General features: G+C 62.8%; 23 protein-coding genes and 1 pseudogene. 3 read left to right on the forward strand and 21 right to left on the reverse strand.

Going from position 1 to position 24,688, the window contains the following annotated elements; translation table 11 throughout:
* Positions 1-108: 108 nt before the first annotated feature.
* Positions 109-1,143, reverse strand: a complete 1,035-nt coding sequence (locus AC07N6_RS02350; RefSeq protein WP_494780714.1) for a dihydrodipicolinate synthase family protein — start codon at positions 1,141-1,143, stop codon at positions 109-111.
* A 32-nt stretch (positions 1,144-1,175) separates the two neighbouring features.
* Positions 1,176-2,549 carry an MFS transporter gene (locus AC07N6_RS02355; protein ID WP_494780715.1) on the reverse strand — a complete coding sequence of 458 codons (1,374 nt, stop codon included), beginning with the start codon at positions 2,547-2,549 and terminating at the stop codon, positions 1,176-1,178.
* Positions 2,550-2,853: 304 nt separating this feature from the next.
* Between AC07N6_RS02355 and AC07N6_RS02360 the strand changes: the two genes are divergently transcribed.
* Both AC07N6_RS02360 and AC07N6_RS02365 read left to right on the forward strand, forming a co-directional pair.
* A complete protein-coding gene (locus tag AC07N6_RS02360; RefSeq protein ID WP_494780716.1) occupies positions 2,854-3,639 on the forward strand; it encodes an IclR family transcriptional regulator in 786 nt (261 codons plus the stop codon).
* 11 nt (positions 3,640-3,650) lie between these two features.
* Positions 3,651-3,788: pseudogene (locus tag AC07N6_RS02365) on the forward strand (FAD-dependent monooxygenase); the annotation flags it as partial.
* Between the two features lie 12 nt (positions 3,789-3,800).
* On the opposite strand, the gene AC07N6_RS02370 reads toward AC07N6_RS02365, so the two are convergent.
* From AC07N6_RS02370 to AC07N6_RS02395, 6 genes are all read right to left on the reverse strand, one after another.
* A complete protein-coding gene (locus tag AC07N6_RS02370; protein WP_494780717.1) occupies positions 3,801-4,301 on the reverse strand; it encodes a nuclear transport factor 2 family protein in 501 nt (166 codons plus the stop codon).
* A 172-nt stretch (positions 4,302-4,473) separates the two neighbouring features.
* The gene (locus tag AC07N6_RS02375; RefSeq protein ID WP_494780718.1) at positions 4,474-4,704 is read right to left on the reverse strand and encodes a hypothetical protein; all 231 of its coding nucleotides are present in this window, start codon (positions 4,702-4,704) and stop codon (positions 4,474-4,476) included.
* Positions 4,705-4,840: 136 nt separating this feature from the next.
* Complete coding sequence (locus tag AC07N6_RS02380; protein WP_494780719.1) at positions 4,841-7,249, reverse strand: TonB-dependent siderophore receptor; 2,409 nt, start codon at positions 7,247-7,249, stop codon at positions 4,841-4,843.
* A gap of 93 nt (positions 7,250-7,342) precedes the next feature.
* Complete coding sequence (locus AC07N6_RS02385) at positions 7,343-8,377, reverse strand: FecR family protein (RefSeq protein ID WP_494780720.1); 1,035 nt, start codon at positions 8,375-8,377, stop codon at positions 7,343-7,345.
* A complete protein-coding gene (locus AC07N6_RS02390; protein ID WP_494780721.1) occupies positions 8,374-8,880 on the reverse strand; it encodes a sigma-70 family RNA polymerase sigma factor in 507 nt (168 codons plus the stop codon). The genes AC07N6_RS02385 and AC07N6_RS02390 overlap by 4 nt, the downstream gene beginning before the upstream one ends.
* A 327-nt stretch (positions 8,881-9,207) precedes the next feature.
* Positions 9,208-10,410 (reverse strand): ammonium transporter, encoded by a 1,203-nt coding sequence (locus AC07N6_RS02395; RefSeq protein ID WP_494780722.1) that lies wholly within the window; start codon positions 10,408-10,410, stop codon positions 9,208-9,210.
* Between the two features lie 326 nt (positions 10,411-10,736).
* On the opposite strand from AC07N6_RS02395, the gene AC07N6_RS02400 reads away from it, so the two are divergent.
* A complete protein-coding gene (locus AC07N6_RS02400; protein WP_494780723.1) occupies positions 10,737-12,359 on the forward strand; it encodes an alkaline phosphatase D family protein in 1,623 nt (540 codons plus the stop codon).
* A gap of 21 nt (positions 12,360-12,380) precedes the next feature.
* Here the strand turns inward: AC07N6_RS02400 and AC07N6_RS02405 are convergent, their stop codons facing one another.
* The 13 genes from AC07N6_RS02405 to AC07N6_RS02465 all read right to left on the reverse strand — a co-directional run bounded on the left by AC07N6_RS02405 (position 12,381) and on the right by AC07N6_RS02465 (position 24,686).
* Positions 12,381-12,989, reverse strand: coding sequence for a hypothetical protein (locus tag AC07N6_RS02405; RefSeq protein ID WP_494780724.1), 609 nt, complete (start codon positions 12,987-12,989; stop codon positions 12,381-12,383).
* 133 nt (positions 12,990-13,122) lie between these two features.
* A complete protein-coding gene (locus tag AC07N6_RS02410; protein ID WP_494780725.1) occupies positions 13,123-13,920 on the reverse strand; it encodes an IclR family transcriptional regulator in 798 nt (265 codons plus the stop codon).
* Positions 13,921-14,063: 143 nt separating this feature from the next.
* Positions 14,064-14,789, reverse strand: a complete 726-nt coding sequence (locus AC07N6_RS02415; RefSeq protein ID WP_494780726.1) for an SDR family NAD(P)-dependent oxidoreductase — start codon at positions 14,787-14,789, stop codon at positions 14,064-14,066.
* Between the two features lie 240 nt (positions 14,790-15,029).
* Positions 15,030-16,316, reverse strand: coding sequence for an MFS transporter (locus tag AC07N6_RS02420; protein WP_494780727.1), 1,287 nt, complete (start codon positions 16,314-16,316; stop codon positions 15,030-15,032).
* Between the two features lie 260 nt (positions 16,317-16,576).
* On the reverse strand, positions 16,577-17,311 hold the full coding sequence (locus AC07N6_RS02425) for an SDR family NAD(P)-dependent oxidoreductase (RefSeq protein ID WP_494780728.1): 735 nt from the start codon (positions 17,309-17,311) through the stop codon (positions 16,577-16,579).
* 11 nt (positions 17,312-17,322) lie between these two features.
* Positions 17,323-17,850 (reverse strand): 2,4'-dihydroxyacetophenone dioxygenase family protein, encoded by a 528-nt coding sequence (locus AC07N6_RS02430; protein WP_494780729.1) that lies wholly within the window; start codon positions 17,848-17,850, stop codon positions 17,323-17,325.
* Positions 17,851-18,285: 435 nt separating this feature from the next.
* Positions 18,286-19,185: a LysR family transcriptional regulator gene (locus tag AC07N6_RS02435; protein WP_494780730.1), complete on the reverse strand. Its 900-nt coding sequence runs from the start codon at positions 19,183-19,185 to the stop codon at positions 18,286-18,288.
* 21 nt (positions 19,186-19,206) lie between these two features.
* Entirely contained in the window at positions 19,207-20,037 is an 831-nt protein-coding gene (locus AC07N6_RS02440) for a dioxygenase family protein (RefSeq protein ID WP_494780731.1), read from the reverse strand.
* A 152-nt stretch (positions 20,038-20,189) separates the two neighbouring features.
* The gene (locus tag AC07N6_RS02445) at positions 20,190-20,603 is read right to left on the reverse strand and encodes a DoxX family protein (protein ID WP_494780732.1); all 414 of its coding nucleotides are present in this window, start codon (positions 20,601-20,603) and stop codon (positions 20,190-20,192) included.
* A 214-nt stretch (positions 20,604-20,817) separates the two neighbouring features.
* Positions 20,818-22,074: a THUMP domain-containing class I SAM-dependent RNA methyltransferase gene (locus tag AC07N6_RS02450; protein WP_494780733.1), complete on the reverse strand. Its 1,257-nt coding sequence runs from the start codon at positions 22,072-22,074 to the stop codon at positions 20,818-20,820.
* A 90-nt stretch (positions 22,075-22,164) separates the two neighbouring features.
* Positions 22,165-22,770 carry a 2-hydroxychromene-2-carboxylate isomerase gene (locus AC07N6_RS02455; protein ID WP_494780734.1) on the reverse strand — a complete coding sequence of 202 codons (606 nt, stop codon included), beginning with the start codon at positions 22,768-22,770 and terminating at the stop codon, positions 22,165-22,167.
* Between the two features lie 78 nt (positions 22,771-22,848).
* A complete protein-coding gene (locus AC07N6_RS02460; RefSeq protein ID WP_494781267.1) occupies positions 22,849-23,274 on the reverse strand; it encodes a CopD family protein in 426 nt (141 codons plus the stop codon).
* A gap of 143 nt (positions 23,275-23,417) precedes the next feature.
* Entirely contained in the window at positions 23,418-24,686 is a 1,269-nt protein-coding gene (locus AC07N6_RS02465) for a glutamate-5-semialdehyde dehydrogenase (protein ID WP_494780735.1), read from the reverse strand.
* Between the last annotated feature and the right edge of the window lie 2 nt (positions 24,687-24,688).

Genomic DNA, 24,688 nt, shown 5'->3' on the forward strand with positions numbered 1-24,688 from the left:
GTGCTTCATGCGGAGGGCTCGCTGGCGAAAATTGGCGTAAGCGAGCCCACCACGCCTGCCGAAGGCGTGTCGGAAGTCTTATTTTTGTCTAGTTGGTGACGGCCGGGGTTACTGCCTGGCGCCCTTTACCGCAGGGCGTGGATGCAGCGATTTGATTGCCGTATCGCTGATGATCTCGAGACCTGCTGCGCGCATGAGCTTCACCAGCTCATTGATTTCTTCTTGACGCGGCGCCGGCATGGGCGGGCGCATGTAAGGATGCGGGACAAGGCCGCGCAACCAGGTCGCCACCTTATAGCGGATATGGATACGCGAGAGATCGGCGTACATCCATTCCTGCAGGGCGCCCAGACCACCGTCCCAGATTTCCAGCGCGACTTTATGGTTGCCGGTGTTGATGGCGCGGATGTGATCCAGCATGGGTTCCATGGCATAGTTGAACGAGCCTGTCACTGTGCCGTCGAAGAGATCGCACGACATGGCCTCGTGGAACAGTGCCGCGCATGCGCCGAGAATGGCCACCGACGGTTCGCGCTTTTTCAGCGCGCGTCCAACGCGCTTCCAGCCTTCCCAGTTGTAGGTCATCTTCCAGCCGACCATGTTCGGCACCGCTTCGCAGATCGCCATCGTGGTTTCTTCCGGAATGCCGATGCCATACGCGATATTTGCGGCGCCAACCGGGTGGGCCAGAATCGGCAGGTCGCAGATGGCGTCGATTGCCTTGATTTCGTCGAGCCACACTTCCGGGTAGGCGACGGGGTTCCAGGAAGTGGTGATATCGATGGCGCCGATCGGCGGCATGACAAACACGCCATCAACACCCAGGCGTTTTACGTCATGGGCCACGGCCAGGGTTCCCTCGGTGCTGACGTCCAGGACGCCGGCGACGACCGGAACACGGCCGCCGACTTCTTCCATGACAATTTCAACGATGCGAGCCTTCTCTTGACGCGACAAGTAGAAGATTTCGCCGGCCTCGGGATTGACGATCAGGCCGATTTTTTCCTGCTTGCCTTTTTGCAGGTAATACTGGACCAGGTTGCGCAGGGCTGGCTCATCCAGTTCATACGTACCGGGCTTCCATGGATTGACCATGGCAATGAACAGGCGCTGCGAAAATTCTTCACGATTAAATTGACTCACGGTATTGCTCCTCTCAAAAAATTGGTTTGGTTTTAGGGGGAAAGTTCTTCCAGCGATTTGCCGGAGGTTTCTTCACTGAACAAGGCCATCACGACACCGCCGAACAGGGCCAATAAGGCAAACATTCCAAAGATCACGGACAGTGATCCGGCACTGATCAGTGCGCCGACCACGGTGGGGCCGATCGCAGAGGCAACGCGAAGCCATCCGCTGGCGGCGCTTACGCCTAAGGCTCGAACACGGGTGGGATACAGCTCGGGGGTGTAGAGGTATAAAGCGATAGCGACGGAGGCGATGAAGAAATAGCTCAGCGATGCCAGCAGCATGACTTGCATGGGCGAAGTGGCCCCCAGGAAATACAGGACTGCAAGACAGGCGCCGCCGATGAAGAAGTTGCAGATGAACCAGGTCTTGCGTCCGACCCTGTCAATCCAGATGGCACATGCCACATTGCCCAGGAAACCTGCTGCGCTGGTAATGAGGCCGTACTGCAATGCGGTCTCAAGCGGCAGCTTGAAGACCGTGCGGTACACCGTCGGCAGCCAGGCGGTAACCCCATATACGATGAAATAAGAGGACACCCACAGCACCCAGAGCAGCAATGTGCGGCGCAAGTAAATACCCTGGAACAGATCGCGCCATCGCCCTGGCTGCGGTGGAGGATTGTTGGCGCTGGCCGCGGAGATGGGGACAGGTTCTTGATTCGACGGGGTATGCCCGGCGTAGCGCTCCAGCTTCTCGACCACTTGGCGTGCTTCTTCCAAACGGCCGCGCGCAATCAACCAGCGCGGGGACTCTGGAAGCACTCTGCGCATAAACAGCGCGAGGATCGCCGGCAGGGCGCCAATCACGAACATCGCCTGCCAGCCGAGATTGGGCACAACCCACATGCCTATGAATGCCGTAATGAGCAGGCCCAGCGGGAACACCAGCTCGTAGAGCATGAAGAATCGGCCGCGGTTTTCCGCCTTGGCGAACTCGTTGACATAGGCGGCGGCGATGGGGACCTCTCCGCCAAGCCCGACACCCTGAATGAACCGCAAGGCGAGAAGCACGCTGTAGCTTGGGGCAAATGCACAAGCAAAACTGGCCAGGGCAAATATACCGACGGTCCATCCCGCGACGCGCAGTCTGCCGCAGCGCTCGGCAAGCCATCCGAAGACCAGCGCGCCTGCCAGCTGGCCCGCATAACCCACCGAGATCATGAAGCCGATTTCGACCGGGGTGAGTTTCCACAGCCCTGCCAGAACCGGCAAAACGTACGCAATGGCAAGGGCGTCGAATGCGTCGAAGAAAGTGGCTACGCCGATGATGACCCGTGCTTTGACGAGAAATCGGCTGACCGGAACGTCATCTAGCCGACCGAGCAAAGCTGCGCCGCGATCGAGCTCAATGGCTCTATCCATGATGTCTACCTCCAAGATGAAAGATTTATTGTTTGCAATTAAGCATTTTTATTGAGACGTGCCGATGGAATTCGGCGTCTCATTTGTTCCGAATAATACAATGTATTATCCTAAATGGAATTGAAAAAATAAATCTATCCTTGAAAATCGATATGGAAATTCAGGGGTGTGGAAACGCTCGCGCCATTGCGGCGACGTAGGATTGAACGATCGAATGAACGGAAATAGCAGGCGTGGTGTTATCAGGCCCCTCTCGAAGATGGGTATAAACTACCGGGCGGATAAACAAGGAACAGATTCAGCGATGGCCAAAAAAGACCGGTTAGAACTCGAACGAGACGATGAAAGCAGTAGCAAGCAGCGCGGCATTCAGTCTGTGGAGCAAGCCATTGACTTGCTTTCGGTATTTATCGAATCATCCAGCCCCATGTCATTGAAAGCCATTGCGGACAAGGCGGGGATGGCGACGAGTTCCACCCATCGCTATTTGGTGAGTTTGCGGCGCAGCGGCTTTGTCGTTCAGGACGAATTGACTGGTTTGTATGACGTCGGCCCGGCAGCTTTGCATTTGGGACTGGCGTTCATGCGACGGATTGACTCTTTGGGGGCGGCAGAAAATGCCGCTAGGCGCTTGGCCATGGAAACGGGGCATACGGCGTTCGTTTCTGTATGGACCGATGCCGGGCCTGCAGTCGTCCGCTGGATACACGGGAAAAACGTCATCATTACGACGGCCGCGGTAGGCACCGTTTTGCCGATATTCGATTCATCGACCGGACGGATTTTTGCGAGTTACTTCCCTGACCATGTGTTTGCCGGTCTGGTGGCGAAAGATAAGAAATATTCGCGTGCCGAGATCGAAACGCAAAAGGCCGGCATCATCAAAAACGGATACGCCTGGATCAACGAACTCGTTACGCCCGGCCTTTATGCCGTTGCTGCGCCGGTGCGGGATTTTGACGGGTTTCCCGTTGCGGTCATTACCTTGCTCAGCAAAGACGCGTCCCTCGTCGATTTTCCCAACGCATTGGTCGATAGTTTGCGGGAAGAAGCAGGCGCCGCATCGAAGGCGATCGGCTTCTCCAGCTAAGCCGCCGTGTCTTGGCGAGGGGGGCAGACGGTTTTTCGCCTGCACCTCGCAGACTCGCCGCAGGCAAGTTGGCCATCATCGGCGGTGCGGCGCATGTCATGACGCCGATGACGGGAAGCGGCTCTTTTACCGGCATCGAAGATGCCTTCGCGCTGGCGCGCTCAAGGCCGGGCAGATTTATAGGTCTCGGTTGCCTGATGCGCGATGTTTTGCCAGCTACCGTTTTCCTTCAGCCACACCCGAATGAAATGAGCATGTTTCGTCGGTTGCAGCCCATTTGGGGTGACGATGTCATTGTGGTAGATGCCTGTCACGATAGCTACATTGTTCTCCACCCTCGTTTGCATCGTATCTACCATAAAGGTATTGAAGCGATATTCCGCTGTGCGAAGGCCGTTGATGAATTCAGCCTTGCTGCGCGACTTTCCGCTGCTTTCAATATGCGTGTACCGGTCCGCGGTCATGTCTTCAAGCGCTTTGACGTCTACCGTCATCAGCGCCTGTGCTCTTTTCGCCTCCATTCGAGCCACTTCCTGTTGCATCTGTTTTTCTCGTGCCTTGTCATTTGCACCGATTTCGTCCGCATCTACGCAAGAAAACACCAGTAGCGGGGCGATGGGCAGCAAGCCCTTGAGCATGTTGATCGGTTTCGTTATTGGCATATCGATTTCTCCGAATGAATGAGTAGCAGCGCTGCTTGTGACAGCGAAGAACCAGATCGGCCGGGGCGGGCGCAGGTGAACCCCGGGCGTCATGTTCGGGTATGGGCATGGCGACCTCAACCGTTTCAGCCGCCCGGTGCGGACCCGCATGCCGGGTGGCGCGGCAGGGGGACTATTTCCGGACGGTAGCGGGCAATCCGGTTTCAGGTGGAGAAGTCCTTTCGCTGATGGCGCTGTGGAGTACGTCTTCGCTTCGTTGCTTGGCGTCTTCTCTTGCATCCTCTATTAAACGCCGAATATCCACTTTTTCCCGAAGCAGCGCCGCATGTGTTTCAGGGCTGATGGGGGCGGCGGTCATCAATTCCTTCAGATTGGCCGTACTTTCATTGTGTCGCTGGTGCATAGCTACTCCTGGTCGAAAGAGGTACCTGCTTTGTAGCACGGATGAGCCATTTGCACTAATTGGCGGGCGAAATCACCGATTTTCATCTCCGGATCTCGCCTGCCGTCACAACGTCAAGAAGATTCGCGGCCCAAGATCAATACTTCCAGTTGATCGCCACGCTGCCATTGATCGGTTCGGCGTAGTATCCCGATCCTTGCGACACGCTATAGAGGTACTTCTTGTTGAACACGTTGTTCAGATTCAGCGACACGCTTAGGTTCTTGTTGATCGCGTAGCTGGACATCAGATTGAGCACTGAATAGCCGCCCTGGTAAGCCGCGTTGGTGGTGTCGTAGCTGGTCTTGCTTTGATAGAGCAGGGCTGCGCCGACCTTGAGCTGTTCCAGCTGCGGCAGGCGGTAGGTGGTTGACAGGCGCAGCTGGCGACGCGGCACATAGGTGCGCACCTGCGCGCCAGTGTCATCAGTGATGCGCATCGTCACCAGTCCGGCGCCGGCCTGCCAGTTCCTGGCCAGTTGGCCGTTCAAGTTGAACTCGACTCCTTCGGATTTGGCGTTGATGCCTTCGTAGTAGTAGGAACCGTCGGTGGCGAAGACGCCGGCATAATTGGCCGCACCGTTCTGCTTGACCCGGAACACGGATGCCGAGGTATTGAGGCGGCGCTCGAAGAACTCGCCCTTGAGACCTAGCTCGTAGCTGTCGCCCCTGGCCGCGGCCAGGGTGGCATGGTTGGCATCGACCTGGTATTGCGGATTGAAGATCTTGGTATAGCTGCCGAAGGCGGAAATATTGCCGGTCAGGTCGATCACCAGACCAGCGTAGGGCGACACGGCGGATTGGCTCAGTACGTGGGAGCTGGATTCGGAGTAACCGCTGGAGTCGGCCTGGGTATAGTTGGCGCCGAGCAGCAGCTTGGCGCGATCGTGCAGGTTCAGGCGCGTGGCGGCGTAGACGGTCTTGCGCGTGTCTGAATAGGCTTGCGTGGTCATGTCGCCATCGTAGACGGGCGTCGGGAAGGCGCCGCCGAAAGCCTGCTCCAGCGAAATGTCGAGATAGTAACCGCCGGCCCCGGAGTCGGAGTTGCGGCTAACCTGATCCTGCGTGGAGCGCGACCAGCTCAGGCCTGCACTCAGGTCATGCTCGCGGCCGAACAAGCTGTACTTGCCGGTCACATTGCTGTCGAGGAAGGTGCGCTTGTTGCTGCTGGTGGTGGTCGACGGGAAACCCATCAAGCCGGTGCCGGTGGCGGCATCGTAGGCGCCGGCGACATAGAAGAGGGAGCTGTCGCTGTCGATTGCGTCATGGTTCAGCGAGTTCTTCCACTGCCAGCCATTGCCCAGTTGTTGCGTCAGTTCGGCAAACGCGCGTTGCTCTTTTGAATCGTAGTACGACCAGTCGGCGGAAGTGCTTGTGCCCACGCCATATTGCGCCTGGCTGCCGTCGGCATAAGTCAACGGCAGCGCGCCCCACATCGCGCCCTTGCCATGCACCTTCTGATAGCTGTAGCCCAGGGTGGCCACGGTCGAATTGCCGAGATCGGCCTGCACCACGCCATACACCAGGTCCTTGGTCGGCTGATAGCGGTCGAGGTAGGAGTTGCCTTCCTGGTGGGCGGCGACGATGCGCGCGGAGACGGTGCCGGCCTCGTTCAAGGGGCTGGAGATATCGGCGTCCAGGCGCTTGGTATTCCACGAACTCAGGGTTATGCCGGCCGAAGCCTGGAGTTCGGGCGTCGGGCGCTTGCGCACAAAATTGACGGTGGCCGAAGGATTGCCGGTGGACGCAGAGAGGCCGTTGGCGCCTTGCAATACTTCAATGCGGTCGAACATCGCCGTATCGAGGTCGCCGGCCTGGGCGCCGTAGGTCAGCGGCACGCCGACGCCATCGAACATGAAATTGGTGACGTCGAAGCCGCGCGCGGTGAAGTAAGTGCGGTCGGTTTCCGCTTTCTCGACGGTGATGCCGGCGGTATTGGCCAGCACGTCATTGGCGGTATTGAGCTTGAAGTCATCCATCTTGGCGCGTGTGGTCACCGTGATGGTTTGCGGCGTTTCGCGCGGCGACAGTGCCATTTTGGCGGCCGTACTGCTCTCCTGGATGGTGTAGGTGTCCGAACCTTCGGTCGGGCCCTGGCGGACGCGTTCGGCGGCCACGGTCACCACCGGCAGGCTGGCCTGTGCCGCGTCGGCGCCGGTCAAGCCGCGCTTGAGCGTCAGCGTGCCGTTCTCGGTTTGCAGTAGTTGCAGGTCGCTGTTGCCGATGGCTTGCTGTACGGCTTCGGCGGTGGTGAAGTTGCCTCGGATGGCCGGCGCCTGGCGTCCTCGCACCAGCTCGGGATCGACAGAGATTGCCTGGCCGCTCTGTTGCGCGATTTGCATCAGCGTCGCGCCCAAAGAACCGGCTGGCACCTGGTAGGAACGCGCCGCTGCCGCGTTTTGCGCCGATGCGGGCTGGGCCATGGTGGGCGGGGCGCACAGCAGGGTGCAGGCGGCTGAAACGGCAAGGACAAGGATGCGGGGGCGCAGTACGAGACGCTGGTTCACGATGGGTATTCCCTTTTTAGAATGATGGATCGGTCTAAAAAGGAGGTAACGCGAGGCGCGGCGGAGTGATCATCCAGGCGGAAAAAATCAGAATTATTTTTTATCGGCGGCCTGGCGCAGGTCTATGGTCACCAACAGATTTCCGTAATTGCATATGTGCAGCGGCATGGTTTGCTCCAGCGAGCGCAGCACGTTATCGGTATCGTCCAGCGGGAATGCGCCCAGCACGCGCAGGCGCGCGGCATCCGGCGACAGGCGGATGAATCCCTTGCGGTAGGGGCGCAGGGCCGCGACCACATCGGCCAGGCTTTCCTCGTTGGCCACCAGCATGCCGTCGGTCCAGGCGGCACGTCCGGAGAGGTCGCCGCTCACGCGTTCGATGCCGCCGGAGTGGTACCAGGCGGCCTCGCCGGTCTTGAGCACTTGTTCGCCGGCGCCGTTGCTGACGCGGATGCTGTGTTCCAGTACCAGCGCCAGCGTGCGCTCATCCTCGCGTCGAACCAGGAAGCGGGTGCCCAGTGCGCGCGCTGCGCCATGCGGCGTTTCGACGATGAAGGGCCGCGCGGCATCCGGCGCTACCGTGGCGACCAGTTCACCTTGGCGCAAGCGGACGCGGCGCACATTGCCGCTGAAATCGACATCGGCCGAGGAGCGGGCATTGAGCGCCAGTGTGCTGCCATCCGGCAGCGTGAAGCTTTGGCGCTGGCCGGTGCCGGTGTGCAGGTCGGCCGCCAGCGCGTCCAGCGGCCAGGATCGCCAGGATTGATTGAGCAGCAGGCCGGTCGCCACGCCTGTGGCGGCCAACATCAGCGTCTTGCGCAGTATCTTGCGCCGTTCGGACGAGGCGGCGGGCGCCGGTGGCCGCAGCATGATGCGTTCTACGGTTTCGGCCTGGCCGGGCGAGCGGCGCTCTACCTCGCGGATCGGCGCGAACGAGCACTGCAAGATGCCTTGCATGCGCTCCCAGGCTTGCGCATGGCGCGGGTCGACGGCGCTCCAGGTGGAAAAACGGCGATAGTCGTCAGGCGTCGCTTCGCCCGAGCGGAACAGGACCATCCATTCGACCGCCTGTTCGGCGACGGGATTGTCCAGCGCGTTGCCGACGCCGCGTTTGCTGGCCGCGCTCATTGTGGTTCGCCGGCCAGCCAGCAGGCGCGCATGGCCTGCGTCATGTAGCGCCGCACGGTGATGATCGGTATGCCCATGCGTTCGCCGATTTCGCGGTAGCCCAGTTCATGCAATTGGCTCAGCAGGAATACCTCGCGCACGTTGGGCTTGAGGTTGTCGAGGATGGCGTCAATCTGTTGCAGGGTTTCCAGCACCAACGCGCGGTCTTCCTCCGACGGCGCGCCGGCGGCGGGGAACTGGGCCAGTTCTTCCAGATAGGCGCGCTCGATGTCGCGCCGTCGCCAGAAGTTGAACATTACCCGTTTGGCCAGCGTCGCCAGGAAGGCGCGCGGCTTGTCGATCTCGGCCACATTACGCGCAGCCACGACCTGGATGAAGGTGTCCTGGCTCAGGTCGGCGGCATCGTGCCGGCAACCGAGCCGCTGCCGCAACCAGCCTTGCAGCCAGTCGTGGTGGGCATCGTAGAACTCTGTCAGAAGGGCATCCCGGGTGCCGGAAGACATCGCGCAGTCCGCAAATAGTGAGTAAAAATGAGAATTATTACTATTAACGTCGATCTGTGCAAGTTTTGCGGTCATCTTTACAAATCAAAAGCAGTGGCCTGCTTCTATTGGAAATCGACCGGCGTCGCCAACAGATCGGCGGCCCGGGCGGCGAGAGATAACAGTCGCCGGCCGTCAGCCGTATTGCTTCGGCAATACCTTCCACGGTTAATCAGCATTGGCCAGAAACCATGGCATGGCACTTGATGCCTTCATGTGCTGGCCACTGAATCGCCGTGTCGCCCGCGATCTGCAAATCTCCCGCGACTTTGTTTTTATTTATCGCCATTACCAACTGCTCTCGCGCTCCGCCGTCGACGAGATCTTGTGGATGGCCAGGTCGGCGCCTTCGAATTCCTGTTCGGGGTCGAGGCGGATGCCGATGGCGGCCTTGAGCAGGCCGTAGACGATCCAGCCGCCGATCACCGCGATGGCAATGCCCAGCATGCTGCCCAGCAGTTGCGACATGAAGGCCACGCCGCCGCGTCCGCCCAGCGCCTGCTGGCCGAAGATGCCGGCGGCCAGTCCGCCCCACAGGCCGCACAGGCCGTGCAGCGGCCATACGCCCAGCACGTCGTCGATCTTCCATTTGTTCTGGGTGCGGGTAAACATCCACACGAAGATGGCGCCGGCGATGCCGCCGGTGGCCAGGGCGCCGATCGGATGCATCAGGTCCGAGCCGGCGCACACGGCGACCAGCCCGGCCAGCGGGCCGTTGTAGGCGAAGCCGGGGTCGTTTCTGCCCATCAGCAGCGCCACCAGGGTGCCGCCGGCCATGGCCATGAGCGAATTCATGGCCACCAGGCCGTTCATCTTGTCCAGCGTCTGCGCGCTCATCACGTTGAAGCCGAACCAGCCCACCGTCAGGATCCAGGCGCCCAGCGCCAGGAACGGGATGTTCGACGGCGGGTGCGCGGCGACCGCGCCTTCCTTGCTGTAGCGCCCGCGCCGCGCGCCCAGCAGCAGCACCGCCGGCAGCGCGATCCAGCCGCCCACGGCATGCACGACGATGGAGCCGGCGAAATCATGGAAGCCGGCGCCGAAGGTCGCGGCCAGCCAGGCTTGCAGGCCCAGGTGCCCGTTCCAGGCGATGCCTTCGAAGAACGGGTAGACCAGCCCGACCAGCACGGCGGTGGCGATCAGTTGCGGATTGAATTTGGAGCGCTCGGCGATGCCGCCCGAGATGATGGCGGGGATGGCGGCGGCGAAGGTCAGCAGGAAGAAGAACTTGACCAGTTCGAAGCCGCTCCGTTGCGCCAGCGTTTCGGCGCCGGCGAAAAAGGAGACGCCATAGGCGACGTAGTAGCCGATGAAGAAGTAGACGATGGTCGAGACCGCGAAGTCGGCCAGGATCTTGACCAGCGCATTGACCTGGTTTTTCTTGCGCACGGTGCCCAGTTCGAGGAAAGCGAAGCCGGCATGCATGGCCAGGATCATGATGGCGCCGAGCAGGATGAACAGCGCATCTGCGCCGTTTTTGTGATCTTCCACCTGAAAACTCCCAAAGATTGTGCAATAAACGAATTGAAGCCTCGTTTTAAAGCAAATTTCATTCCATTTTGGTGCTTATGTTTTAAGTGGCTGATCTGGAAGGAGTTTTTTATTCCATTACCGTGAAGGGTTCTGGTTGTGCACGAAGTTTGTGCGAAATCGCCACGATGGCGAGGCGGAAAGCCATGTTTTGGTGCGGGGCGAAAATAACCGGGAGCGGGCAAGAAAAACCATGAAAAATCGGACATGAAGGCATGGTTTCATCGGACGGTCATACGCGATTGCTAGATTGCAACGCTTCAAGCCACCTGCCACGAGGAGTTGCCATGCCAGACCATCAAGATCCAGCCGACCAGCAACGTCGCCGCTTCCTGCTCGATAGCGCCAGCCTGGGCGCCGGCGCGGTGCTGGGAACCGCCGCCATGCCGGCGCGGGCCCAGGCGCCCGCTATCGTCACCGCCGAGCGCCTGCGTCCGCAGATGCCGGGCGGCGTGATGAGCGGCGACGTCACGCGCGATTCGGCCATCGTCTGGAGCCGTACCGACCGTCCCGCGCGCATGCTGGTGGAGTATTCCTCCAATGCGGATTTCGCCGGGGCCACGCGCATCGCCGGCCCGCTGGCGACGGTGCATAACGACTACACCGCGCGCCTGGACTTGCGCGGCCTGCCGCTGGGCCAGCGCCTGCACTACCGTGTGCGCTTCCAGGACCTGGCGCATGAATCGGCGCTGAGCGAGCCGGTCACCGGCAGCCTGATGGTGCCGGGCGGCGTGCACAATGGCCGGGCCGACGACATCACGTTCGCCTTCTCCGGCGACGAGGCCGGGCAGGGCTGGGGCATCAACGAGGCCTGGGGCGGTTACCGCGTGTATGAGAGCATGCGCCGCTTCCGTCCGGATTTCTTCATCCACTCGGGCGACCAGATTTATGCCGACGGTCCGATCCAGGCCGAGGTGAAACTGGACGACGGCAGCCTGTGGCGCAATGTCGTCACCGAAGCCAAATCGAAGGTGGCGCAGACGCTGGATGACTTCCGCGGCAACTTCGCCTACAACATGATGGACGCCAACAAGCGCCGCTTTTGCGCCGAGGTGCCGTTCCTGGTGCAATGGGACGACCACGAGGTGCGCAACAACTGGTATCCGGGCCAGGTGATCGGCAAGGAAGAGACGCGTTACAGCGAGCGCAACCTGGATGTGCTGGTGGCGCGTGCGCGCCAGGCGATGTTCGAACACAACCCGTTCCGCATCGATGTCGCCGATCCCTTCCGCATCTACCGCGCCTTCCACTACGGGCCGCTGCTGGAAGTGTTCATGCTCGATGAGCGCAGCTACCGCGGCGCCAATTCGCCCAACCGCCAGAAGGGCGGGCGCGATGCCGATTTCCTCGGCCCGCAGCAGATGCGCTGGATCAAGCAGGCGCTGCTGCGTTCGCGCTCGACCTGGAAGGTGATCGCCAGCGACATGCCGCTTTCCATCGTGGTGCCCGACCTCAATCCCGACGTGCCGAAAGGCACCTATGAAGCCTGGGCCAATGCCGATAACGGCAAGCCCTCCGGACGCGAGCTGGAGGTGGCCGAGCTGCTGCGCTTCATCAAGCGGCACGACATCAAGAACGTGGTGTGGGTCACCGCCGACGTGCACTATGCGTCGGCCACTTACTATTCGCCGGAGCGCGCGCAGTTCACCGAGTTCAAGCCTTTCTGGGAATTCGTCGGCGGGCCGATCAATGCCGGCACTTTCGGCCCCGGCGAGATCGACCATACCTTCGGGCCGGATGTGCGCTACGTCAGCAGTCCGGAAGGCATGAAACAGAATCGCCCGCCGACGGAGTTGCTGCAGTTCTTCGGCATCGGCAAGATCGATGCGAAGACGAAGGCGATGACGGTGTCGCTGCACAACGCCGACGGCAACGAGATCTACAAGGTCGAATTGCCGCCGGAGGCCTGAACCGTATTGGCCGGGGCAGCTTCAGAAACCGTTGTCGGAACTGAAGCTGCCGGCGCCGCTGCGGCTGCTTCCCATTTCTCCCATCCCACCCATTCCACCCATTCCACTGCCACCCTTGCCGCCTGAAGGCGGGCTGCCGCGTCCGCCGCCGCGCCCGCCTTCGCTGTTGCCGGGGCCGTCGGCCACGCGTTGCATGCGGTCGGCGATGTAATCCTGCACCAGCTTGCGCTGGCGGTCATCCAGCGCATCGGCCATCGAAAACCATACTTCGCGCAGTTGGCGCGCTTCCTGTTCGGATGCCGTGCCGTCTTCGTCATAGCCGCGCGCCAGGTCGCGCAATTCAGCGCCGGGCGTGTGCAGTGCCTTGTCGGTGTCTTCCTGCAAGAGGGCGCGGCGCTGCTGGCGCCGGGCGAGGATGGCGCGCGTCTTTTGCTCGGTCTGGCGCCACAGGATTTGCTGGTTGGGGGTGAGCTGCAGGTCTTTCTTGAGCTGCTCGGTCATGGGCAGGATGTCGGCGGCGTTCAGGTCGACCAGCGGCGTGGCTGCGGCTGGCAGCGAGGCGGCTGTCGCCATGCCGAAGGCGGCGGCGCACAGGGCCTGGCGCAGGGAGGGGAAGGTGAATGTCATCATCGCTTGGTGTGGTGGACGGCCGCGGCGGCGGCCAGGGCAAAGCGACGATTTAAGCAGGACTGCGCGCGCGTGTGCGCGGGCGCAGCATCCGGTAACACTTCATTGACGCTTGCGCGCCAGTTGTGAAGACGATTCAGCCCGGGCCGGCCAGCTTGCGCGAGATGGCGGCGCAGGTTTCCAGCAAGGGTTTGACATAGGCTTGCAGCGGCTCGTCGAGGCGCCGGAACAGCGGGATGCTGATGCTGATGCAGGCCGCCGGCAGCCCGTCCGGGCCCATGATGGCGGCGCCGTAGCAGAAGATCTGCGTCTCGTTCTCTTCGCGGTCTTCGGCATAGCCGCGTGCGCGGGTTTCTTCGATCTCGGCGCGCAGGGCATCGAGGTCGGTAATGGTGTGTTCGGTGAAGCGCTGCATGCGGATGCCCGGCATCAGCCGCTCGCGTCGGCCTTGGTCCAGCGCGGCCAGGTAGGCCTTGCCCACCGAGCTGGAGTAGAGCGTCACGCGGGTGCCGATGCGCGAGGTCATGCGCACCGCCTGCGGACTTTCCAGCTTTTCGATGTAGACCATGCCGGCGTCGGAGGGCAGCGCCAGGTGCACGGTCTCGCGCGTGGCGTCGCGCAGCGCGCGCAGGTGCTCGATGGCGGTGGCGCGGATGTCGCTGCGGTCCCAGGCGCGGCTGGCCAGGTTGATCAGGCGCGGGCCGACCTCGAACTGTTTGGTGCGCGGGTTTTCCAGCACCATGCCTTCGGCCATGAGCGCACCCAGGATGCGGTAGACGGTCGGGCGCGGATAGCCGGAAAGGGCGGCCAGCTGGGCGATGGTCAACGGCGCATCCTGGTCGGCGATCAGTTGCAGCACGGCCATGAACTTGGAGAAGGCGGCGGTGCCGGCGATCTTGGTCTGGTCTTCCGTGGCTTTATCTTGGGCGGACATGGGCGATGGACGCTGGTTGGTGTGTGATGGGAGGCGGCGCCAGATTATAGCGGAGCGGTTTGCGGCGTCCGACAAAAAAAGCCCGCGCCGGCATGGAGGCGCTGACGCGGGCAAATGGCATGCAATCGAGACAGGTTTGCCGCTCAGGCAACCAGGTAGCCGCCGTCGACCGGCACGATGGTCCCGGTCATGAAAGAGGCGGCCGGCGTGCACAAGAAGGCGACGACATTACCGATGTCTTGCGGCGTGCCCCAGCGGCCCAGCGGCGTGCGCGCCAGGATCGGGCCGGCGCGCGCCGGGTCGTCCTGCAGCGCTTGCGTCAGTGGGGTGGCGATCCAGCCCGGCGCCACCGCGTTGACGCGGATGCCGTCGGCCGCGTAGGCGATCGCCAGCGACTTGGTCAGTTGCGCCACGCCGCCCTTGCTGGCGCTGTAGCCCGGCACCAGGCCGCCGCCGAAAAAGCTCAGCATGGAAGCGGTGTTGACGATGCAGCCCTGGGACTGCTTGAGCAGTTCGCGCGCGGCGGCGCACACGCGCATGGTGCCGGTGAGGTTGACCGCGATCACCTGTTCGAAGACCTCGGTTTCCAGTTCGGCGCCGCGCTTGATGATGCCGGCGCAATTGACCACGATATCGAGCTTGTCGATCTTGGCCAGCGCGCCGCGCACGCTGTCTTCAGAGGCCACGTTCATCTCGATGAGCGACACGCCGCTGTCCTTGAACTCGTCGGTGGCGAACGGCGGCAGGCCGGCGGCGATCACCTTGGCGCCCATCGATGCCAGCTGGCGCGCGATGGCGCCGCCGATGCCTTGGGTGCCGCCGGTGACCAGCGCGGTCTTGCCTTTGAAAAGATCGGCGGAGAAAGTCATGTGGTTTCCTTTGCTGTTTTCTATGGTGCGGGGGACTGGCTGGATGCCGCCGGTAGTATTTGCCGGCGGCATCGGGTCAGGCTCCTGCGTTGCGATGTTGCGGTTGACCTCGTTCGGACTGAGTAGCCGCGCAGCGGCGTATCGAAGTCGGCGCGCAACTGCTTGCGTTCCGCGCTCGGACTACCCTTCGATACGCCCTGCGGGCTACTCAGGGCGAACGGAGTCGGGGCGCATAGACGATCAGGCGTGCGCGTCGATCGGCTTGTTCACCACGAACATGTAGACCAGTGCGGCGGCAAAAGCCACGGCGGCGCTGATCAGCAGTGCGTTGACGAAGGAGTGGGTCTGGTCCACCACCACGCCGGTGATCACCGGGGCCAGCGAGCCGCCCAGGTAGCCGCCGAAGTTCTGCATGCTGCCCAGCGACGCCACCAGGCGGCGCGGGATCGCCACCGAGACCAGCGCCCAGGCGCCGCCCGAGGCCATGTTCACGAATGCCATGGCCAGCGAGATGTAGACGATCGCCATGGTGGTGCTGGGGGTGTAGGCGGCGGGGATGGTGAAGGCGCCGGCGCCGATCAGGCCGGCGCAGATCGGCCACTTGCGGCTGCGGATGGCCGGCATGCCGCGCTTCATCAGGCCGTCGGCGATGTAGCCCGAAGACAGCATGCCCAGCGTGCCGAAGATGTAGGGGATCACCACTACCCAGCCGGTGCGCGCGATCGACAGGTGGCGCTCATGCTCCAGGTAGGCCGGCAGCCAGGTCAGGTACAGCCACACCATGTAGATCACGCCCATGAAGCCGAACAGCATGCCCCAGGTGGTGCGGTATTTGAACAGGCTCTTCCATTCGGCCCAGGTCAGCTTGGCGTTGGCGTTCGGATCATTGTCGTTGTCGTCGGCCAGGTACAGCACTTCGGACGGGGTCAGTTCGACTTCGTTGCGGTTGCGGTAGAACAGGTACCAGCCGACCGACACCGCGATGCCCAGCACGCCCATGATGACGAACATCATGCGCCAGCCGAAGGACAGCATCAGCACGGTGAGGATCGGCGGCGCCAGGGCCGGGCCGATGGTCGAGGAGGCGACGAAGATGCCGGTGGGGCCGCCGCGCTCGCGCATGGCGAACCATTCCGACACCACCTTGGCGCCGGCCGGGAACTGCGGCGCTTCGCCCAGGCCCAGGAACACGCGCGCCACCAGGAACTGCTGCAGGTTGGTGACGAAACCGCCGGCCAACTGCGCCACCGACCAGATGAACATGCCCGCGCCCAGCATCACGCGTGCGCCGAACTTGTCGAGCATGGCGCCGATGGGCAGTTGCGAGAAGGCATAGGCCAGCGAGAAGGCCGACAGCAACAGGCCCATTTGCGAGGCCGACAGGCCCAGCTCCTGGCTCACGGAATGGTTGGCGATGGACAGGGTGCTGCGGTCAAGGTAGTTGACGATCCCGGCCAGCATCAGGAACGTCAGCGCGACGACCTGGATGCGTTTGAGCTTGGGGCTCTTTTCTTTCTGAACTTCCATGAAGTGTGTCTCCAAAGTGAATGAGTAAGCCATTTGGTCGCTTCCTGCCAACATCGTCTTTGCGCGATGCTTGATACGGAAAGCTTTTTGGGTGGGGCGGCACTGTCGTCGCCGGCGTTGTGGATGCCGCCGGCGCGTGTTTGATCGGCCGTTGCCGGCCGGTCCGGCGCGGGATGCTGCTTGGCTGCACCCTCCCGCGACCGCCTCTTGTCCGGATCATTCTTTGCTGCTGCCCATTCCGGTGATGGGCCGGACTGCATTCAGTACGTCGCGCGGCCGCCGGAGAGGTCGAACACGGCGCCGGTATTGAAGGTGCACGACCCCGAGCATAGCCAGGCCACCATCTCGGCGACTTCGTCGACCGTGCCCAGGCGCGCCATAGGGCTCTTGTTGATCATGTTCTGCACGTGCGCGGGCGACATCTGCTCCAGCAGCGTGGTCTTCACCGCGGCCGGCGCCAGTGCGTTGACCAGCACGCCGGCATTGGCCAGCTCCTTGCCCAGCGACTTGGTCAGGGCCAGCACGCCGGCCTTGGCGGCGCTGTAGGCCGACGCGTTGGGCGTGCCTTCCTTGCCCGCCAGCGAGGCGATGTTGACGATGCGCCCGCTGCCGGCGGCGCGCATGGCCGGCGTCACGCTGCGGCAGGTGTGGAATACGCCCAGCAGGTTGACGTTGACGATGCGGTGCCATTCGGCCACGTCATATTCGTCCAGCGGCACGGTGGAGCCGGCATAGCCGGCGTTGTTGACCAGGAAGTCGACGCGGCCGGTGTCGGCCAGCAGGCGCTGCACGGCGGCATCGGTGGCAGCCGGGTCGGTGATGTCGACTTCCTCCTGCCGCAACGGCGAGGCCGGATTGGCCTTCAGGTCCCAGCAAACCACTTGCGCGCCGGCGCGTGCCAGGCGTTCGCCAATGGCCGCGCCGATGCCGCCGTTGCCGCCGGTGACGACAGCCACGCAATCCTTGAAATCGTAGTCGGCGTTGTTGTAGGCCATGCTTATCTCACTTATCTCACGAACCGGTTGACGTAATCGCCGCCCAGGCCGACCGCTTCGTAGTGTTTGCGGCACATCTCGAGCTTGGTATAGACGTCTTCGTAGCCCTCGAACTTGCCCCAGGGGTCGCAGTAGAACATGACGCCGGTGATGTGGAAGTAGGTGATCATTTCTTCCACGTCTTCGGGCACGAACAGGGTGTGCGTTTCACCCGGCGGTTCGAACACATAGCTGCCTTGCTCGGCGATCCAGTTGTGTTCCAGGTAACGCCATTTGCCCTTCAACACCATGCCGTGCACCGGCGCCGGGTGGCGGTGGCGCGACAGCACGCCGGACTTGCGCACGCGCAGCAGGTTGGTCCAGTAGCCTTGCGAGACGTTCAGGCACAGCGGGCGGAACCAGACGTTCTCGGCCTGCGGCACCCAGATGCGCTCGTCTTCGGGAATGGCCGGGTTGACCACGATCTCCAGCGGGGCTTCCTTGGGGTTGGGAAATTGGTAGGGCATCATCTTCGAATCGGCTGGCATGGGCGCGCTCATTGGGTTCTCCTCATTGATTGGTCTCTTAGACCGTATGTTCATTATATGGACATATGGTCTGCAATATGGTCACTTTGAGCGATCCACAGGAGGATGTCAAGCCGGGGAACAAGGTGGGCGCCGCCATGAAAGCGAGCGATCTCTATTGATGCCGATCAAGAATTGCCTCGATTTTTCTGCATTGGTGGATCGTATTGCGGGGAAATTTCGTGCCTTGTAACGCGAGCCATGTTTTTTGTATCGAGAACATGAAGTCGCCCGCCTGCGACAAAATCGCCGACCAATGCAATGGTCATACCAATTTCGGAGAGGCGCAGTGTAGTCCGGCAGCACCAGAAAATGCGTTGGATGAAGCATGAAAATTCTGCACAGACGCATTCATCCCAAACGATGGGAAGAATGTCGGAGAAAGAAGACCGGGCCGGAAGACGGCGCTCAGTCGTTCCAGTGCACTTGCTTGAAGGCCTCGGACAGGAAGTCCAGCATCGCCCGCACCTTGGGCGGCAGATGCGCGCGGCTGGGGTAGACCGCGTAGATGCCCAGTTCGGGCGAGGTGTATCCGGGCAGCAGCGGCACCAGCTGGCCGCTGCGCAGATAGTGGTCGATCATGAAGGTGGGTTGGCGGGTGATGCCGGCCCCGCCCAGCGCCGCCGCCACGCAGCTGTCGCCGTTGTTGACGTGCATGCGCGAGTGCATCTTGACGCTGACCGGGCCTTCGGGGCCGTTGAACTGCCAGCCGTCCTTGCTGGTGTTGTAGCTGTAGCTGATGGCCTGGTGCCGCGCCAGTTCGTGCGGATGGGTCGGCGTGCCGTATTTCTCGAGATAGTCGGGCGAGGCGCACACTTGCAGGTTGGTGCTGGTCAGCTTGCGGTGCACCAGCGTGGAGTCGGACAGGCGGGCGATGCGGATGGCCATGTCGAAGCCTTCGTCGATGATGTCGACGATGCGGTCCGACAGCGTGATGTCCAGCGCCACGCCGGGATAGCGTTCCATGAACATCGGCCACAGCGGCGCCAGGTGCAGTACGCCGAAGGTGTGCGGCGCGTTGATGCGCAGCAGTCCGCCGGGGTTGGAGGCGCCGGCCAGCAACAGGTCGTCGGCTTCTTCCAGCGCGGCCATGATCTGCTTGCAGCGTTCCAGGTACAGGGTGCCGGCTTCGGTCAGGGAGAGGCGGCGCGTGGTCCGCTGCATCAGGCGCGAGCCCAGCCGCGCTTCCAGTTCAAGGACGGTGCGCGAGACTGCCGCCTTGGAGATGCCCAGCGCATCGGCGGCCTTGACGAAGCTGCCCAGTTCGGCCACGGCGATGAAGCATTCGATTTCCCGCAGTTTGTTCAAATCTCGTGTCCCCGGAATGGCTCAGGCGGCTGCCGGTAGTTGTGCCAACAGTTTGGAGGCCGAGCCGAAGGCGAAGGCATCCATGCGCAGGCTATGATACGTCGAACCGCTGTCCAGGTGCACGAACTGCGTCCAGTCGTCGGCCGCGCCCATGGCGAAGAACAGCGTGAGCAAATGGTCGTCGCTGGGATGGTTGCGCACCGCATGCGGCGCGGTGCTGCGGTAGCCGAACAGGCCTTGCAGGTCGCCGGCATGCATGCGTTCGAGGAACCAGTGCAGGAACGCCATCGTATGCGGTGCGTCGGCCGCGGCCGGATCGTTGCGGTGCAGTTCGCGCAGGTTATGCGTGAAGCTGCCGGAACCGATCAGCAGGATGCCTTCCCGGGCCAGCGGCGCCAGCAACTGGCCGACGCGATAGTGGTAGTCCGGCGGCATGTGCGACTGCAGCGACAGTTGGATCACCGGCACATCGGCTTGCGGATACAGGTAGCGCATCGGCACCCAGGCGCCATGGTCCAGGCCCCAGCTGCCATCGGCGCCGGCCGGCACGCCGCCGTCGCGCAGCAGGCGCGCCACATGCTCGGCCAGTGCCGGTTGGCCGGGGGCCGGATAATCCAGTTGGTAGAGCGCTTGCGGGAAGCCGCCGAAGTCGTGGATCACCGGCGGCCTGGGCTGGTTGCCCACGCGCGCGGTCGCGGTTTCCCAGTGCGGCGAGACGATCACGATCGCCTTGGGTCGGGGCAGGGCGGCGCCGATGCCCGACAGCAGCGGGCCGGTGCGGCCGGGTTCCACGGCCAGCATGGGCGAGCCGTGCGAGACGAACAGCGAGGGCAGGGGCATGGAATCGGACATGGTGCTCTCCGGTGGAATGGTTGGTCATGCTACTCCCCGTTGGTCCTGAGTAGCGGCTGCGCCGCGTATCGACGGCGCGCCGTCTGCGTGTCTTCGATACGGCCCTTGACGGGCCTGCCCAGTCCGAACGGTGCTTGGGTACTTGGGATTTCTTAGTTGCGATGTTCGCGCTTGAGGGCGAAAGCGCCGTCACCCAGCAGATGGACGGCAACCAGGCCGACGATCCACAGCGCCAGGTATTCCCAGCCGCCCTTCGGATTGGTGAAGAAGAAGCCGGCCGGGCCGTGCACCAGCACGATCGCGCCCAGCAGGTCCAGCGCCAGCGGGATGGCCAGCCAGCGGCCGTAATAACCCAGCAGCAGCGCCAGGCCGCCGACCACTTCCAGCAGCATCACCGGATAGGCCAGGAAACCGGGCACGCCCAGCGAGGCGAAAAAGCCCGCGGTGCCGGCCGGCGTGAAGACGAAGATCTTCAATCCGGCATGGATCAGGAAGAAGATACCCATGGTGACGCGCAGCAGGAAGGCGGCGTAGTCGGCTTTGGTATTGGTGGTGACGGTCGTCATGATATTCCCCGGATAAGTGTGTGGATGAGGCAGCCGGATGACGCGCATTGCGTTGTGGAACGGCTGTTCATGACGACACTTTAGGGAAAGATCGGGGGCGGATAAATCCGTTTGCGCGGGAAGGATTGTCTCGTTGAGGTTGACAATCGCCGGGTGATTGGCAGGAAATCACCCGGCAATCACCCGGCAATCGCTTCCCCTCCCGCGTGAAGGCTCAGTCTTCGCCGCTGTTGACCGGCGGTTTGGCTTCTTCGCGGCGGTTGTAGCCGGCCACCATGTCGAAACGGAACAGGCGGCATTCCAGCGCGCCGTTGAAGAACGGGGTCTTGCGCGACTCCTTCAGGCGCATCAGCTTGGGCAGGCCGAGGTCGGCCGAGAACAGGAACACGCTCCAGCCGGCGAAGCGTTGCTTGAGCGTGGTGCTGAAGGCGCTGAAGAACTGCGCGAACAATTCTTCGGTTGGCAAGGCGCGGTCGCCGCGCACGCCGATACGCTCGCCATAGGGCGGATTGGTGAGGATGATGCCGACCAGCGGCTTGCCGTCGGCGCCGACCGGCGGTTTCACTTCCTGCGCCTCGATTTGTTTCAACGGGATCTCGAACTGGATGCCGGCGCGCGCCAGGTTATGGCGCGTCAGCTCGACCATGTCGCCCGAGATGTCGCTGCCGAACAGCGTTGGGGTAGTCGGCAGCGGATTGGGCTTGAAGTCGCCCTTGATGGCCAGCCAGGTTTCGGCATCGAAGTTGCTGAACTTCTCGAAGGCGAAGCGGCGGCGCGCGCCCGGCGGCACGCCGGCCACCATTTGCGCGGCCTCGGCCAGGATGGTGCCGGAACCGCACATGGGGTCGAACAGCGGCACGCCCGGCTTCCAGCCGGAAGTGCGCAACAGGCCGGCGGCCAGGTTCTCGCGCAGCGGCGCGTCGCCGGTTTCCTCGCGCCAGCCGCGCTTGAACAGCGCTTCGCCGGAGGTGTCGAGGTAGACCGTGTAATTGTGGGCGTCGACGAAGCCGGCGATGCGCATGTCAGGCGTCTTGGTGTTGACCGACGGGCGCAGCTTCATCAGTTCGAGGAAGCGGTCGCAGATGGCGTCCTTGATCTTGAGCGTGGTGAATTCCAGGCTGCGCAGCGGCGACTTGACCGCCGTCATGTCCACGCGGATGGTGTGCGAGACCTTGAACCAGTCTTCCCACGGCTGGGCCAGGGTCAGGTCGTAGATGTCGTTTTCGTTCTTGTAGGAACCGTGCGCCATGCGCAGCAGCACGCGGCTGGCGATGCGCGAATGCAGGTTCAACTGGTAGGCCGCCAGCAGCGTGCCCGAGCAGTGCACGCCGCCCGGCACCTGGTTGTGCACCTTGAGCGCGGCGGCCGGTCCGGCGTGTTGCGCGATCTCGTTGAGTTCTTCGGCCAGGGCGGCTTCCAGCCCGCGCGGGCAGGGGCAGAAGTAGGAATAGGTGGTCTGGAAGGATTGCATGGGAGTACCTTTTGTCCGTTGTGTGTCATGTCCAAATGAGGACGCCGGGCCGCGAATGCGCGACCCGGCGTCATTTTACCGCTGAAGTCCTCAGGACTTGGCGAATGCGCGTTCGACGAAGTCCAGGCGATCCTGGCCCCAGTAGCCTTCGCCTTCATAGATGAACCACGGCGCGCCGAATACGCTGGCGGCATTGGCTTCATCGGTGAAACGGTCGAACTCGGCCTGCACGCTGGCGGTTTCCGACGACTTCAGCAGCGCCGCGCCGTCGTGGTCCAGTACGTTGGCGATGGTCGCCAGCGTGTCGTTGTCGGCGATGTTCTTTTGCTCTTCCCACACGCCGCGCATGACGGCGCCGGCCAGCTTGAGCGAGGCGGCGGTGCCGTGCGCCAGTTGGGCGGCGATGATCATGCGCGCGGCGGTGTCGCTGTTGACCGGGAAATAGGTCGGCTGCAGGTGCATCGGCTTGCCGAGGAATTCGCTCCAGCGCGCCAGTTCCTTCAAGCGGTAGGCCTGGCGCTGCGGGGCGCGCTTGGCCAGCGGCAGGCCGCCGGAGACGCCGAAGATCTTCGACAGGTCGAACGGCTTGGGCAGGATCTGCACGTCGTATTTTTCGGCGAGGGCGACGAAGCGCTCGTGGCCCAGGTAGGCGAACGGCGAATGCGGCGCGAAGAAGTATTCACAGGTTTTGCTCATGACCGGCTCCGGTTGGCTGATGAGAGTGGATGGTGTACGACCCGAAACAGACTGCCCGCCCCTGGCGAAGGGCGCTTCTTAAAATGGCTTGACCACGACCAGGATCACGATGGCCAGCAGCAGCAGCACCGGCACTTCGTTGAACCAGCGGAACCAGACATGGTTGCGCGTATTTTTCCCCAGTTCGAATTTCTTGAGCAGCGAACCGCAGGCATGGTGGTAACCGATCACCAGCAGCACCAGGAAGATCTTGGCGTGCAGCCAGCCGTTGCCCGGCCCGCGCCAGAATTGCCAGGTCAGCGCCAGCAGCCAAAGGCCGGAGCCCAGCGCCGCCAGCGCCGTGATGCCGGTGAAACGGTACAGCCGGCGCGCCATGCCCAGCAGGCGCTCGCGCGCCACCAGTTCGCTCTCTTGCGCCAGGTTGACGAAGATGCGCGGCAAATAAAACAGCCCGGCGAACCAGGAGGCGATGAAGACAATGTGCAGCGCTTTGATCCAGAGCATGGTGTTCCTTGGCTGGTCGATGGGATGGACGGCCGCCGCCTGTCCGCGCATGGCGGACAGTTTCAGCGCCATGATGGCGGCGGCTTGTGTCCGCCTGATTACCTGATTGCTGCCGGTGTCGCCGATGATGCCGCCGAGGCGGCTTACTGGCGCACCTGGCCCTGGCCAAGCACTACGTACTTGAGCGAGGTCAGGCCTTCCAGCCCGACCGGGCCGCGCGCGTGCAGCTTGTCGTTGGAAATGCCGATCTCGGCGCCCAGGCCGTATTCGAAGCCATCGGCGAAACGGGTCGAGGCGTTGACCATCACCGAGGCCGAATCCACTTCGCGCAGGAAACGCATGGCGCGCGTGTAGTCCTCGGTGATGATGCTCTCGGTGTGCTGCGACGAGTGATGGTTGATGTGCTCGATCGCTTCGTCCATATCGGCCACTACCTTGATGGACAGGATCGGCGCCAGGTATTCGGTGTCCCAGTCCTCGGGCACGGCATCCTTGAGCAGCGGATAGCCGGCCAGGATGGCGGCGGCCTCGGGGTCGCAGCGCAGTTCCACTTCCTTGGCACGGTACAGCTCGGCCAGCGGCGGCAGGACGGCGGCGGCGATGCCGCGCGCCACCAGCAGGGTTTCCATGGTGTTGCAGGTGCCGTAGCGGTGGCACTTGGCGTTGAAGGCCACGTCCAGCGCCTTTTGGGTATCGGCGCGGTCGTCGATGTAGACGTGGCAGATGCCGTCCAGGTGCTTGATCATCGGCACCTTGGATTCCTTGATCAGGCGCTCGATCAGGCCTTTGCCGCCGCGCGGCACGATCACGTCGACGTATTCCGGCATGGTGATGAGCGCGCCCACCGCGGCGCGGTCGGTGGTCTCGACCACCTGCACCGCCTCTTCCGGCAGGCCGGCGCCGGCCAGGCCTTCCTTGACCAGTTTGGCCAGCGCCTGGTTGCAGTGGATCGCTTCCGAGCCGCCGCGCAGGATGGTGGCGTTGCCGCTCTTGATGCACAGGCCGGCGGCATCCACCGTCACGTTCGGGCGGGCTTCGTAGATGATGCCGATCACGCCCAGCGGCACGCGCATCTGGCCGACCTGGATGCCGGTGGGGCGGTATTTCATGTTGCTGATCTCGCCGATCGGGTCGGGCAGCTGCGCGATCTGTTCCAGGCCTTCGGCCATGGTGGCGATGGCCTTGTCGGACAGCGTCAGGCGATCCAGCATGGCTTCGGCCAGGCCATTGGCGCGCGCCGCTTCCAGGTCGCTGGCATTGGCCGCGCGCAGCGCATCCGCGTCGCGCCGGATGGCGGCGGCGATCAGGAGCAGCGCCCGGTTCTTGGCGGCGGTGTCGGCACGGGCCATGGCGCGCGAAGCCGCGCGCGCGCGTTGGCCGATCTGGTTCATGTAGAGCGTGATGTTTTCCATGA

This window comes from Herbaspirillum sp. GW821-FHT09A12, from assembly GCF_059418325.1.